Origin of the sequence: Methylicorpusculum sp. (assembly GCF_030651835.1) — a bacterium.
Lineage (GTDB): Bacteria > Pseudomonadota > Gammaproteobacteria > Methylococcales > Methylomonadaceae > Methylicorpusculum.
The window spans coordinates 16,608-29,208 of sequence record NZ_JAUSBX010000140.1 but is presented as its reverse complement, the minus strand read 5'-3'; the positions used below and the strand labels follow the sequence as shown (position 1 = coordinate 29,208).

The following is a 12,601-nucleotide window of genomic DNA, read 5'->3' as shown; positions in this document are numbered from 1 at the left end:
TGAGGAGCTAAAGAGTGCGATTGAGGCCTTTATCGTAAGGCATAATCAGAAGGCTCAACCTTTTAAATGGCGCCGAAGAGAGGTACAGGGTAGTCAGATAAAAAATACAATAGCTAATTTACGCAATTAAACACTAGTTTCCAGGGAAGCAATCAAACCGATTACACCGGTTTTGATCCGAAATTTTATAGATGCCAGCGCGGTCTGGGTAGTTTGCAACCGATCATTTAGAACACAATAAAATGATACTTATAATTTGCGCGACATTTGCTGTCTTTGGTGTGGTGCTGGGTTTCTCGGCAGTTTATTTCAAGGTTCAAGGAAATCCTATTGTCGATAAAATTGAGGCGATCTTGCCCCAAACTCAATGCGGGCAATGCAGTTTTCCAGGATGCAGGCCTTATGCCGAAGCCATCGCGTCAGGCGAGGCCGATATCAATCAATGTCCACCGGGTGGTCAGGACGGTATTAATGCACTGGCTGATTTGCTGGGCGTGGAAGCCAAACCTCTGAACGATGAATTTGGCGCAGAGAAACCAAAAAGTGTCGCTGTTATTATCGAAGCGGACTGCATAGGCTGCACAAAATGTATTCAGGCATGTCCTGTGGACGCCATCCTGGGCTCGGCGAAAATGATGCACACCGTTATTGCCAATGAATGTACCGGCTGTGAGCTTTGTGTGGCGCCTTGCCCGGTAGATTGTATTGTTATGGAGCCGATTGAACAAACTATCAATACGTGGCAGTGGCCGGAGCCGGAAAGAAAATATGCTTAATTTAGCGCGATTTCACGGCGGATTGCACCTGCCCAACAATAAGGATTTATCTAACCAGGCGCCTTTGCGTCAGGCAAGCATTCCTAAAAAGCTGGTTTATCCGTTGATGCAGCGGCCCGGGGTGAGTGTGGATCCCAAGGTTCAGGTGGGCGACCGGGTGTTGCGGGGGCAGGTCATCGCTTATTCCGATCATCCGCTTGCGACACCGGTTCATGCGGCCAGCTCCGGTATCATAGAGGCTATTGAAGAGCGCTTGATACCGCATCCTTCCGGTATGGCCGATGTTTGTATCGTAATCGCCACCGATGGTAAGGATGAAAGCCTGGTTACGCAGGGTGTCGCCGATTTCAGCAGCCAGGATCCCGCGGCTATCCGCTCGGCAATAAAAAATGCCGGCATTGTCGGTTTGGGCGGCGCCGCTTTTCCCACGGCGATAAAGCTCAATCCGGGGCCGCAAAGAAAGCTCGATACCTTGCTTTTGAATGGCGCGGAATGCGAGCCTTATATTACCTGTGATGATTGCCTGATGCAGAATCAACCGGAGTCTGTGCTGGTAGGCGCCCAGATTTTACTGCATTCGCTTCATATCGAGCGCTGTATCGTCGCTATTGAAGACCATATGACGCGCGCTTATGCCCGGCTTACTCAAGCAGTCGCCGCGTTAAATGATCCACGCATAATCGTTGTTCAGGTGCCGGCTATTTATCCTACCGGTGGGGAAAAACAGCTGATCAAGGTTGTAACGGGTAAGGAAACGCCCTCCGGAGGGATTCCTGCCGACATCGGTGTGTTGTGCGTGAATGTCGGTACAGCATCGGCGGTTTATGATGCGGTTTGTAATGGAAAGCCGCTGACCGAGCGGGTGATAACCATCACCGGTCGTGGCGTTAAAGAGCCGCAAAACAGGTATGTTCGCATCGGTACACCGATTAGCGAACTCATCGAGCAATGCGGTGGCTACACTGAGCATGTCGAACGCTTGATCATGGGCGGGCCGATGATGGGCTTCGCCTTGCCCGATGACGAAATCGCGGTCGTCAAAGCGACCAATTGTATATTAGCCGGTACCGCTGCCGATATTAACACCGGTAAGCAGGCCATGCCGTGTATACGTTGTGGCGATTGTGCCAAAGCCTGTCCTGTAGATTTGCTCCCGCAGCAATTGTATTGGCATAGCCGTGCCGGTAATTTGGATAAATGTAAAGAATTCAGTTTGTTTGATTGCATTGAATGCGGCTGCTGTGAAGTGGTTTGTCCGAGTCATATTCCTCTGGTGCAATATTACCGGTCTGCAAAAAGTAAAGTGATTGCCAAGGCTAAAGAAGCTGAAAAGGCCTCTGTTGCCAAGCGGCGCCATGACATGCATCTGGAGCGCAAAGCCAAAGAGCAGGCTGAAAAAGCCGAGCGCGCCCGATTGAAAAAAGAAGCTTTAGCAAAAGTTAAACAAGCCAATGCAGAGAAAGAGGGAGTGACTCAATGAAGTTTTCCACGGCGTTATCGCCGCATGTGCAACCGGTCAACAGCGTCACCCGGGTCATGTTTGAGGTCATTATTGCTCTCGTTCCGGGCGTTATTGCCCTATTCTGGTTTTTTGGTTGGGGTGTTCTGATTAATGTGGTTCTGGCTGTTATTACCGCTTTAATGGCCGAGTCGCTGATTCTGTTGGTAAGAGGACGACCGGTGTGGGTCAGTCTGAAAGACTTGAGTGCGGTTGTAACAGCGGTGCTTTTGGCGATTTCCTTACCGGCTATTGCGCCTTGGTGGGTCACTGTGACAGGGATATTATTTGCCATTGTTATTGCCAAACATTTATACGGGGGGTTAGGTTATAACCCGTTTAATCCGGCGATGGTCGGGTATGTTTTTTTATTGGTTTCTTTTCCTCTGCCGATGACCTCCTGGCCAGCAATGACAGGGCTAGGCACTATGACGTTGAATTTCCAGGATATTGCGCAACTGATATTGTTCGAGCGGATTCCAGAGAATGCTGATTATGATGCTTTAACCATGGCGACTCCTCTGGATGCACTAAAAACCCAGTTGAGTTTGCAAAAATCGGTTTTAGAGGCTCAATCTGGCGCTGTATTCGGCTATCTAGCTGGAAAGGGATGGGAGTGGGTTTCGCTGGCATATTTGCTGGGCGGACTTTGGTTAATGGTGCGTAAAATCATTAATTGGCATATACCGGCTGGGCTTATTTTAGGCATATCGGTAATTTCCGGCATTTGCTACCTGATCGATGCGCAGATCTACGCACCTCCGATGTTTCATCTGTTTGCCGGAGCGACCATGCTGGGCGCCTTTTTTATTGCAACGGATCCGGTCACTGCCGCGACCACTGTAAAAGGCCGCCTGATTTACGGGATGATGATAGGCGTGCTGGTTTATATCATCAGGGTTTGGGGCGGTTATCCTGATGCGGTCGCCTTTTCGGTGTTACTGGCCAATCTTGCCGCGCCGGCGCTGGATTATTTTACTAAACCTCGCGTATTCGGACACCGGGCATGAACGAAACACTGAACAAAATCGTCATTTCAGCGGTAGCGCTGGGTGCATTCTCAATTCTTGGTTTGGGACTGGTTGCACTCATATCCAGTGCCACAGCCGATAAAATTGCGATGAACGAACGGCAATCGTTGTTGCAGGGGCTTAAACAATTGGTGCCGGAGAACTTGTATGACAATGACATTGTTGCTGACCAGATACTGGTAAAAGACCTAAATTCCCACGTTAAAACCCCTTCTGCCATTTACCGGGCCAGAAAAAATGGCCAGCCGGTTGCTGCAGTTATTACCGCAATTGCTCCGGATGGCTATAACGGCGATATAAAATTGCTGGTCGGCATTTTGGAGGATGGGACCCTCTCCGGTGTTAGAGTCGTGGGGCATAAAGAAACCCCCGGACTGGGTGACAAAATAGAATCATCAAGAAGCGACTGGATTTTGTCATTTAGCGGCAAATCGTTGATCAATCTTACTGATCAGGAATGGGCTGTAAAAAGAGATGGTGGCGTGTTTGATCAATTTGCAGGCGCCACCATCACGCCGAGGGCTGTAGTCAATAAAGTTAAACTGACGCTGCAGTATTTTAAACAAAATAAAGAAAAGATATTTTCGTTATCCGAAACGGCAGGTAAAGACTAATGTTTTCCGAATACAGCAAAATAGCTAAAGAAGGCTTGTGGTTTAACAATCAGGCATTTGTTGCCTTATTGGGCTTATGTCCCTTACTAGCAGTAAGTAATACGGTGATCAATGGCTTGGGTTTAGGTTTGGCGACGACACTCACGCTAATGTTGACCGGAAGTTCGGTCTCATTGATACGGAAAATTACGCCTTCAGAAGTTCGCTTGCCGATTTTTGTCTTGGTGATCGCGTGCGTGGTGACGATTATCGAATTAGCGATGAATGCGTGGTTTTTTGATCTGTATAAAATTCTGGGTATTTTTATTTCTTTGATTGTGACAAATTGTTCGGTTATTGGTCGCGCAGAAGCTTTTGCTTCGAAGAACAGCGTTCCAAAAGCCATGATGGACGGCTTGTTTATAGGTCTTGGTTTTACTTTTGCGCTGACTTTGTTGGGCAGTTTAAGAGAAATTATCGGCTCCGGCACGTTTTTAGCCGGTGCCGATTTGATGTTTGGTCCTGCTGCAAAGGATTGGAAGATCATTGTTATTGATGATTATTCCGGTGTTCTGCTGGCTATATTGCCCCCTGGCGCATTTATCGGGTTGGGTTTTTTAATCGCCTTGAAGAATGTTATCGACGCTAAATTCAAGCAAAGAAAACCGGCTATTGAAGCCATTCCGGTTCAGGTGATCGCTGAATCTTGAACAAGATCAAACGCCAGATCATTTTCGACAGGTTAGCTGAGGCAATACCCGAACCGACTACGGAGCTGTTTTATGCAACGCCTTTTGAGCTGTTGATAGCGGTTGTCTTGTCGGCGCAGGCAACCGATAAAAGCGTCAACAAGGCCACATTAAAATTATTTGCTGTCGCGAATTCACCTGAAGCAATCGTAGCCTTAGGTGAGGAGGGTCTCAAAAATTTTATTAAAACCATTGGTTTGTTCAACAGTAAAGCCCGCAATATCATCCTGTTATGTCGGCAGTTGATTGATCAGCATGATGGCTTTGTGCCGGATACGCGTACCGAATTAGAGGCCTTGCCGGGTGTGGGTAGAAAAACCGCCAATGTCGTTCTCAATACCGCATTTGGCCATAAGACTATCGCCGTAGATACGCACATTTTTCGCGTTTCCAATCGAACAAAAATTGCGCCGGGTAAAACAGTGCTTGAGGTTGAAAAAGGCCTTGAAAAATGGGTTCCGGATAAGCATAAAAAAGATGCGCATCATCTGCTAATACTCCATGGGCGCTATACCTGTGTCGCTCGTAAGCCAAGATGCCAGAGTTGTGTTATTGCGGATCTGTGTGAATTTGAGGAAAAAACGCCTGATTAATGGTATTGTTACGCGCGAATCCGATGGCTTTTCAGGAACTCCTAATAGTCAGCAGGGTCATACACGTGGATTATCGAAATGCCGCATGTTCATTGCCGGTTCATGCGGCCACAATAATATCTGATTCAGAGCCTCCGGGCTTATCTACAACAACACTCACTGGGATCGACACAATGAAAAAAAATACTAAATCACCTTTAGCGGCTGCGTTAGGTTCTGCTGTAATCTCAAGTCTGGCTATGACAGCTGTTCATGCAGAAGCCAATCCATTTGGTGTACAAGAACTTTCTTCAGGTTATATGCAAGTTGCTGAAATGGCATGCGGCGAAGGGATGAAGATGGAAAAACCAAAAACTCCCGAAGGCGCTTGTGCGGGTAAGAAAACCGAAAAAGCCGCTGAAACAAAAGCCAAAGAAGCAGCATGCGGCGAAGGCAAATGTGGCGCGATGATGGATGGCGATAAAATGAAAAAAGGCATGGAAGGTACCTGCGGCGATATGATGAAAGGCAAGGAAGGCAGCTGCGGCGACACAGTCAATAAAGATAAGGCGGCTGGACAATAATCCGCTTTCTAGCGCTTTTAATGTTAAGGAGAGTTGCCACGCTCTCCTTTCAAATTATTCAACAAGATTTAGTTCTATATGATCACCAGACAATTTCCAGTATCGGGTGCAGGTCTAGGTCTGAGAAGAGCATTTCTGGCTGAAATAGCCGATAACCCTCCTTCCGATCTTGGCTTTTATGAGGTTGCGCCTGAAAACTGGATGACTCTGGGCGGCAAATTAGCCAAACAATTCCGGTCCATGACCGAACGGTTTAAATTTGTTTGTCATGGACTTTCCCTCTCACTAGGCAGCACGGATGCCCTGGATGAAGTTTTTCTTCGTGATCTAAAGCAGTTCATGATTGATCACGACATCAGTTTCTATAGTGAGCATTTAAGCTATTGCAGCCACAATGGTCACTTATACGACTTGATGCCTATCCCGTTTACCGATGAAGCGGTTCACCATGTTGCTTCGCGTATTAAGCGTGTACAGGATATTCTTGAGCAGAAAATAGCGGTTGAAAATGTTTCTTATTATGCCGCTCCCGGCCAAGAGATGGATGAAATCGATTTCTTTAACAGGGTTGTTGAAGAGGCCGATTGTGACATTCTGCTGGATTTGAATAATATTTATGTCAACAGTGTTAATCACGGCTACGATGCTGAAAGTTTTCTGAGAGCTATTCCTTCGGACCGAATTGCCTATGCGCATATTGCCGGTCATTATGTTGAGGCTCACGATTTTTTGGTGGATACCCATGGTGCGGCCGTAATTGATCCGGTCTGGCAGTTGTTAGGTAAAGCCTATGAATTGTTTGGCGTGTTTCCCACCTTGCTGGAACGTGATTTTAATATCCCGCCGATGCCGGATTTATTGAATGAAGTGGCGACCATTCGGGCAATTCAAAACGCGTGGGCAGATCAGCATCAACGTCAGACAGCCTGAAATGAGCGTGGATCTTAAAGCCAAACAAAAGCAATTCGCTGATTTTATCCGGGATCCTGATAACCACCCCCCGCCGGGTGATGTCAAGATTGAGCGTATGCTCATGTACAGGGAGCTTTTTTTTAATAATATAGAAGGATTTCTGGGGAGTAACTTTCCGGTTTTAAAGTCGTTAATCAGCGAGTCTGATTGGCTGTCTTTAGTGCAGGGTTTTTTTGCTAATCACGGATGTGCCACACCTCATTTTTCGGAAATCCCTGAAGAGTTTCTCGCTTATCTTCAAAACGAAAGAAATAATCCTGCCGATTTGCCGTTTATGTTGGAATTGGCCCATTATGAATGGGTTGAAATGGCATTGACCATTGCAAAAGATACTTGTCCGGTGTCCATGCTTCAGCGCGATGACCTTTTGAATTCCAAAGTAGCCTTATCGCCTTTAGCCTGGCCATTGGTTTATTTGTATCCTGTTCATCAGATTTCTCCTTCGAACATTCCTGAGCAAATGTCTGCTGAACCTACTTTTTTAGTGGTTTACCGCAACAGTGAAGACGAAGTTGGCTTTATTCAAATCACGCCGCTTACCTATCGTTTACTGGAATACATTCAGGAAGAAAAGGGTGAACAACTGAAAGAACAGTTGTCGGTATTAGCGAAAGAATCTGCAGTATCCGATGAGGATGCGTTCTTGGCTCATGGAGCTGCTGTCTGTCATGAGTTATTTGAAAAAGGTATTATTTATTGATCGGCCATGATGGGCCGGCTTGGGCTTAATCCATAAGAAAGGCTCTGATACCGCAAAGGTTATGGGCCGGTATCAGAGTCATCAGGCCGATTAAATTAATGTTTACCAAATAGCATGGGTGACTTGGGTTGTACTTTTTCCTGTAAACAATGATAGGCCGCGCTCTCGAATTTGATTCTCAGTGATTGAGTGTTTTTATGTTCAACCAAAAATAATTCGGATTCCTTCGCAGTCAGATCTTTCATCAGATACGTTGCGATACAGAGGCACGGTTTTGTGAATCGTTCTCTATCAATGTCTTTATTTTTAGAGTTCTTGATTTCGCGCTCGACGCACTGGTCCGCGAAATCATGCTCGAATTTATGTTTTTCCAGGTCGCTGACTTCCGATCCGTGCGCATGATCAAAAGAATGGTGTGGTTGTGCCTGTGCCTGTGATGCCGGCTTAGCTGGTGCGTTTTTTTTATCATCAGAACAACCGGTAACAAAAGCGGCAAGGATAAGCAAAAGCAGAGGGAAGAAACTGACTTTTTTTATAAGAGTAATTGTTTTCATAAGGATGCCAAAAACATTCAGGTGCGTTGTAGAAATAACAGCGGACTTTATCATTTTATAAGGCCTCATTCTACAAAGAGTTGAGGATGATTAAAATGTAACGGCAGGCCGTCTGCGCTGTCTTTCCCTCAGCAATTCCCAGTTTGAACTTTTAATGTGGCTTTGAGGGTAGGCGTAAGCCTTGTGAGGAACGCCGTAGATCCATCCGTGGGGGCTTGACGGCAAGCATCCCTGCTGCCGACATCCCCGCAAAGCTTACGCCCACCCTTTTTTTATCATCAAACTGGGAATTGTTGGCTTTTTCTGGTTGGCTTGCGTTTGCCAGTGATGTTACTTTACCCTTTCTCTATTTAACCTTAATTAACTATGACAGATTCAAAAGAGCTTTTTGCAGCGGCTAAACAAGTCATTCCCGGCGGTGTTAATTCTCCTGTGCGTTCATTCAGCGGTGTGGGTGGTGAGCCTGTTTTCATCGACCATGCGAAAGGGCCTTACATTTTTGATGCAGCAGGTAAGCAATATATCGATTATGTCGGCTCTTGGGGACCCATGATTTTAGGACATGCCCATCCGGAAGTGATAGCCGCTGTTAAGCTAGCTGCGGAAAAAGGTCTCAGTTTTGGTGCGCCTACGGAAATTGAAACAACTATGGCGGCTAGGGTTTGTGAGCTATTACCGTCCATTGACATGGTCAGAATGGTGAGCTCAGGAACCGAGGCGACGATGAGTGCGATTCGTTTGGCCAGAGGTTATACGCAGCGTAACAAAATTGTAAAATTTGAAGGCTGTTATCATGGACACTCGGATTCACTGCTGGTGAAAGCAGGCTCCGGCGCGTTGACTTTTGGTGTGCCAAGCTCACCGGGGGTTCCTGCGTCAGTGGCTGAAGATACCATTACGCTCTGTTATAACGATGCCCAATCAGTGCGCGATACGTTTGCAAAAGTAGGCGATCAAATTGCCTGTATCATTGTCGAGCCAGTCGCCGGCAATATGAATTGCATTCCGCCACAGCCGGGATTTCTTGAGGCGCTTAGAGAGGTCTGCGATCAATCGGGTGCTGTGCTGATTTTCGATGAAGTGATGACCGGTTTCAGAGTCAGTTTACAGGGTGCTCAAGGTTACTACCGTGTTACCCCGGATCTAACCACGCTGGGTAAAGTTATCGGTGGAGGGATGCCTGTCGGTGCGTTCGGTGGAAAACGGGATATTATGGCCTGTCTAGCGCCTTTGGGTCCCGTCTATCAGGCTGGAACCTTATCCGGAAACCCGGTGGCTATGGCCGCTGGCTTAAAAACGCTGGAGTTAATCTCGGTTCCGGGCTTTTTTGAGCAGCTAACCCAAAAAACAGAAAAATTGACCCAGGGAATGAAGGCGCGAGCAGCCAGTGCCGGGGTGTCGTTGGCGACGAACAGTGTTGGAGGCATGTTCGGATTGTTCTTTACCGATCACCCGGAGGTGTCGACTTTTGCGCAAGTGATGCAGTGCGATCAAGGTCTTTTTAAAAGATTTTTTCATGCGATGCTGGATCAAGGCGTTTACTTGGCGCCCTCTGCTTTCGAAGCGGGCTTTGTCTCAGCGGCTCATACGGATGAAGTGATTGATAGGACTCTGGATATTGCAGAAGAGGTTATGCGTAAATTATAAGAAAATTGGCTTCACACCAAAAAGCCAATGCGCTTTATATTCCGCAAAAGGTAGTGGATCGTTCCTGTTTATTAAAAACAACAAGTTCGACCCACTCTTTCTTTTCTCAAATGCTCAGGCGTTTTGATCGCTAAATGGCCTTGCGATAAGGGTTGCGCGGTTATTTTGTTTTAAAGTGTACGCGCGCCATTCGCAGAATAAAAAACATTTGCCGTGTGTGCCTGGCACATTTTGCAATATTTTTGTTCCAGTGGTTATGGCTGAGCATTTTAGTCTCAAGGTTAAACTTGACCTGCCGCCGTAGCTTCAGGTACTTCGATTAATTTGCCGCTTTTAACGTCATAGACATATCCGTAAATGGGTATGTCTTTGGGGACCAGCGGGCTGTTTTTTATTCTCATGACGTCTTCGGTAACGCTTTGCGCCTGATCTTTAATGGTTAACCAGTTAATGTATTTACCATCGGTGCAACCAGGGCCCTCACCGCAGTCATGCCAGCCATTTTCATCTATGGAGGCGGTTTTTAAGCTGCTGGATAAAAGGTCGCCCATGATGTCATTGGTGAAAAGTTCCATGCCGCAATCGGTGTGATGGATAACAAACCATTCGCGCGTTCCCAGCAATTTATACGAAATAACCAGTGAACGGATTGCGTCATCACTGGCGCGTCCGCCTGCGTTTCGAATAACGTGGGCGTCACCTTCGGTGAGACCTGCGTATTTGGCGGGATCAAGTCTCGCATCCATACAGGTAAGAATTGCAAAGCGGCGTCCGGGGGGCAATGGAAGATCGCCTTTGTCAAAGTCATTTGCATAGTTTCTGTTAGCCAGTAAAACTTCATTGAGTACGCTAGTCATTTAAATCTCCTCATTTTATTATTTTTAGTATATTTATCAGCAAGTTGGATATTGCCCTCAATATTTTATTATCAATCAGCTGGTTAAATTGAATGAGTTAAGCATTCAATTGCTTGTCACTACTCTGTTTTCGTTGTTCACAAACACCTGTTGCGCAGGGCTTTATCTAAATGGCCCCCTCACCCGTTGTGAATTTACCGCCACCTTCTTAAAACAAGCCGAAAATAGGCTATTTCATTTCGTTTATCCAGCGCACGGCATAATAACATCAGCAATTAAACAAGTGGATTGCGGAGTTCTAATTATGTCCGCGAGTAATTCAATAGCTTAATGAATAAGAATTAAGCCGATAATGCCTTGTCATCTAGAACTTATACTGGATGACCTTTAGACGCATTTAATATGCCATGATTCTTTTGCAAAATAGTTATAAAAAACAAAGGCTTGGTTTTTTATGTTGCTAGTTATATGAAACTTTGTTTCAATCAGTGAAATTTTTCTTCAAAAATAGCTTATGAACGATTTTTCTTTTTCCGATTTGACGCCGGTTTTTTTTCTGCAGAGATTTGTGCTCGAATTTATGCATGCCAGTGAGCAGCAAGGCAAAGGGCACAGCGAAGAACTCATCGAATATATTGCGAGGACAGCGGGGCAGTTTTTTGAAGAGACCTACAGAAATGAGCATGGGCTGACTGAGCTTTTGGATGAAGAGCAGTATGCGCGGTTGATTGTCGGTTTAAAAAATAAAATTGGCGGTGACTTTTCTTTGTTATCAAAAGAAAAGGATTGTGTCCGTGTTGTCAATAATTGTTGTCCGTTTGGCGAAGGGGTATCCAGTTCGCCTGAATTATGCAGGATGACATCAAGTGTTTTTGGCGGCATCGCGGCTAGAAACTTTGGTTATGCAAAAGTCGAGATTTCCAAGAGTATTGCGCGCAAGGATGAGGGGTGTGAAGTCTCGGTTTATTTAAATCCTGAAAAAGGGCTTCATCGGCCGGGACTGGAATACAGTCGGCAGAAAAATACTGCGGAAAAAGGCGCAGCCGATGATCTGCATTACCAAATTGAAGAAAGCATGCAAAAAATTTGGCGCTTAAAGCATACAAAACAGGCGAAAAAGCAGCCTCCTGTTATTGTTGCCAAGTCTCCAGTTATGCAGGATGTGCTCAGAGCCATTGAAAAAATTGCGCCGACATTGGCCGCTGTATTGATAAATGGTGAAACAGGGGTGGGTAAGGAGTTGGTGGCGAAGGCCATTCACGCTATGAGTGACCGGAATGATCATGCCTTTATGGCGATAAATTGTGGCGCAATTCCTGAAACATTGATTGAAAGTGCATTGTTCGGGCATGAAAAGGGCGCGTTTACAGGCGCGATTGACATTCATCAGGGTTTTTTTGAACGTGCCGATGGCGGTACTTTGTTTTTAGATGAGGTTGATACGTTGTCCCCCGCAGCTCAAGTAAGGTTGCTCAGAGTGATACAGGAAGGTGAATTGGAGCGGGTCGGTGGTAAGCGGACGTTGGAAATTGATGTTCGCATCATTTCCGCAACTAATCGCGATTTAAATAAGCTGGTTGAGGAAGGGGTGTTCCGTAAAGATTTGTACTATCGAATCAATGTCGTCAATTTACTGATTCCACCTTTATTTCAGAGGCCGGAAGACTTCCCTTATTTGGTTCAATCCATACTTCAGCGTTTAAATAAAAAATATAATAAACAAATTGAGTCGGTTAGCCGGGAGGTTATGCAGCAAATAAGAAGCTACCGCTGGCCTGGTAATGTCAGGGAGTTGGAGAATGTTCTTGAAAGGGCCGTTTTGTTTACAACGGATGCTGAAATTACTGTGCTGGAGTTGCCTGATTCCGAGCCATTGGCTCAGGATTGGGGGGGTATTAGGGACTCGGTTTTATTTTCAGCGGAACGGACGTTCTTATTGGGTTCTTTGCAGGGGTGTCAGGGCGATGTCAAGAAAATTGCAGAAAGCATGGGTCTCACCTCAAGAGCTGTTTACGGCAAGTTAAAAAAACATCGTCTGGATCCGCGCCAATTCCGGAATTAGGCTGCG

Annotated in this window: 13 protein-coding genes; 11 read left to right on the top strand and 2 right to left on the bottom strand. The window is 46.1% G+C overall.

Annotated elements, in window-relative coordinates; all coding sequences use genetic code 11:
• Positions 1–242 precede the first annotated feature (242 nt).
• From rsxB to Q7V32_RS18130, 9 genes are all read left to right on the top strand, one after another.
• Positions 243–776 carry an electron transport complex subunit RsxB gene (gene rsxB / locus Q7V32_RS18170; protein ID WP_304898397.1) on the top strand — a complete coding sequence of 178 codons (534 nt, stop codon included), beginning with the start codon at positions 243–245 and terminating at the stop codon, positions 774–776.
• Complete coding sequence (gene rsxC, locus Q7V32_RS18165) at positions 769–2,256, top strand: electron transport complex subunit RsxC (protein WP_304898396.1); 1,488 nt, start codon at positions 769–771, stop codon at positions 2,254–2,256. Before rsxB ends, rsxC begins: the two co-directional genes overlap by 8 nt.
• A complete protein-coding gene (rsxD, locus tag Q7V32_RS18160; RefSeq protein WP_304898395.1) occupies positions 2,253–3,284 on the top strand; it encodes an electron transport complex subunit RsxD in 1,032 nt (343 codons plus the stop codon). Before rsxC ends, rsxD begins: the two co-directional genes overlap by 4 nt.
• Positions 3,281–3,919, top strand: a complete 639-nt coding sequence (gene rsxG, locus Q7V32_RS18155; RefSeq protein WP_304898394.1) for an electron transport complex subunit RsxG — start codon at positions 3,281–3,283, stop codon at positions 3,917–3,919. The genes rsxD and rsxG overlap by 4 nt, the downstream gene beginning before the upstream one ends.
• Positions 3,919–4,608 (top strand): electron transport complex subunit E, encoded by a 690-nt coding sequence (locus tag Q7V32_RS18150; RefSeq protein WP_304898393.1) that lies wholly within the window; start codon positions 3,919–3,921, stop codon positions 4,606–4,608. The genes rsxG and Q7V32_RS18150 overlap by 1 nt, the downstream gene beginning before the upstream one ends.
• Positions 4,605–5,240: an endonuclease III gene (nth, locus tag Q7V32_RS18145; RefSeq protein ID WP_304898392.1), complete on the top strand. Its 636-nt coding sequence runs from the start codon at positions 4,605–4,607 to the stop codon at positions 5,238–5,240. The genes Q7V32_RS18150 and nth overlap by 4 nt, the downstream gene beginning before the upstream one ends.
• 173 nt (positions 5,241–5,413) lie before the next feature.
• Positions 5,414–5,803 carry a hypothetical protein gene (locus tag Q7V32_RS18140; RefSeq protein ID WP_304898391.1) on the top strand — a complete coding sequence of 130 codons (390 nt, stop codon included), beginning with the start codon at positions 5,414–5,416 and terminating at the stop codon, positions 5,801–5,803.
• A gap of 78 nt (positions 5,804–5,881) precedes the next feature.
• Entirely contained in the window at positions 5,882–6,733 is an 852-nt protein-coding gene (locus tag Q7V32_RS18135) for a DUF692 domain-containing protein (RefSeq protein WP_304898390.1), read from the top strand.
• Positions 6,666–7,475 (top strand): DUF2063 domain-containing protein, encoded by an 810-nt coding sequence (locus Q7V32_RS18130; protein WP_304898389.1) that lies wholly within the window; start codon positions 6,666–6,668, stop codon positions 7,473–7,475. Before Q7V32_RS18135 ends, Q7V32_RS18130 begins: the two co-directional genes overlap by 68 nt.
• 95 nt (positions 7,476–7,570) lie before the next feature.
• Here Q7V32_RS18130 and Q7V32_RS18125 read toward each other — a convergent pair whose 3' ends face one another.
• Entirely contained in the window at positions 7,571–8,029 is a 459-nt protein-coding gene (locus Q7V32_RS18125; RefSeq protein WP_304898388.1) for a hypothetical protein, read from the bottom strand.
• Between the two features lie 366 nt (positions 8,030–8,395).
• Here Q7V32_RS18125 and hemL point away from each other — a divergent pair, with 366 nt between their 5' ends.
• A complete protein-coding gene (gene hemL, locus Q7V32_RS18120; RefSeq protein ID WP_304898387.1) occupies positions 8,396–9,676 on the top strand; it encodes a glutamate-1-semialdehyde 2,1-aminomutase in 1,281 nt (426 codons plus the stop codon).
• Positions 9,677–9,957: 281 nt separating this feature from the next.
• Here hemL and Q7V32_RS18115 read toward each other — a convergent pair whose 3' ends face one another.
• Entirely contained in the window at positions 9,958–10,533 is a 576-nt protein-coding gene (locus tag Q7V32_RS18115; RefSeq protein WP_304898386.1) for a carbonic anhydrase, read from the bottom strand.
• Positions 10,534–11,047: 514 nt separating this feature from the next.
• Between Q7V32_RS18115 and Q7V32_RS18110 the strand changes: the two genes are divergently transcribed.
• Positions 11,048–12,595, top strand: coding sequence for a sigma 54-interacting transcriptional regulator (locus Q7V32_RS18110; protein ID WP_304898385.1), 1,548 nt, complete (start codon positions 11,048–11,050; stop codon positions 12,593–12,595).
• Positions 12,596–12,601 lie beyond the last annotated feature (6 nt).

Excerpts from the sequence above, each read along its gene's own strand:
- rsxG (WP_304898394.1), top strand. The coding sequence starts at position 3,281 with ATGAACGAAACACTGAACAAAATCGTCATTTCAGCGGTAGCGCTGGGT.
- Q7V32_RS18135 (WP_304898390.1), top strand. The coding sequence starts at position 5,882 with ATGATCACCAGACAATTTCCAGTATCGGGTGCAGGTCTAGGTCTGAGA.
- Q7V32_RS18140 (WP_304898391.1), top strand. The coding sequence starts at position 5,414 with ATGAAAAAAAATACTAAATCACCTTTAGCGGCTGCGTTAGGTTCTGCT.
- rsxC (WP_304898396.1), top strand. The coding sequence starts at position 769 with ATGCTTAATTTAGCGCGATTTCACGGCGGATTGCACCTGCCCAACAAT.
- hemL (WP_304898387.1), top strand. The coding sequence starts at position 8,396 with ATGACAGATTCAAAAGAGCTTTTTGCAGCGGCTAAACAAGTCATTCCC.
- Q7V32_RS18110 (WP_304898385.1), top strand. The coding sequence starts at position 11,048 with ATGAACGATTTTTCTTTTTCCGATTTGACGCCGGTTTTTTTTCTGCAG.
- Q7V32_RS18150 (WP_304898393.1), top strand. The coding sequence starts at position 3,919 with ATGTTTTCCGAATACAGCAAAATAGCTAAAGAAGGCTTGTGGTTTAAC.
- Q7V32_RS18130 (WP_304898389.1), top strand. The coding sequence starts at position 6,666 with ATGAAGTGGCGACCATTCGGGCAATTCAAAACGCGTGGGCAGATCAGC.
- Q7V32_RS18125 (WP_304898388.1), bottom strand. The coding sequence starts at position 8,029 with ATGAAAACAATTACTCTTATAAAAAAAGTCAGTTTCTTCCCTCTGCTT.
- Q7V32_RS18115 (WP_304898386.1), bottom strand. The coding sequence starts at position 10,533 with ATGACTAGCGTACTCAATGAAGTTTTACTGGCTAACAGAAACTATGCA.
- rsxD (WP_304898395.1), top strand. The coding sequence starts at position 2,253 with ATGAAGTTTTCCACGGCGTTATCGCCGCATGTGCAACCGGTCAACAGC.
- rsxB (WP_304898397.1), top strand. The coding sequence starts at position 243 with ATGATACTTATAATTTGCGCGACATTTGCTGTCTTTGGTGTGGTGCTG.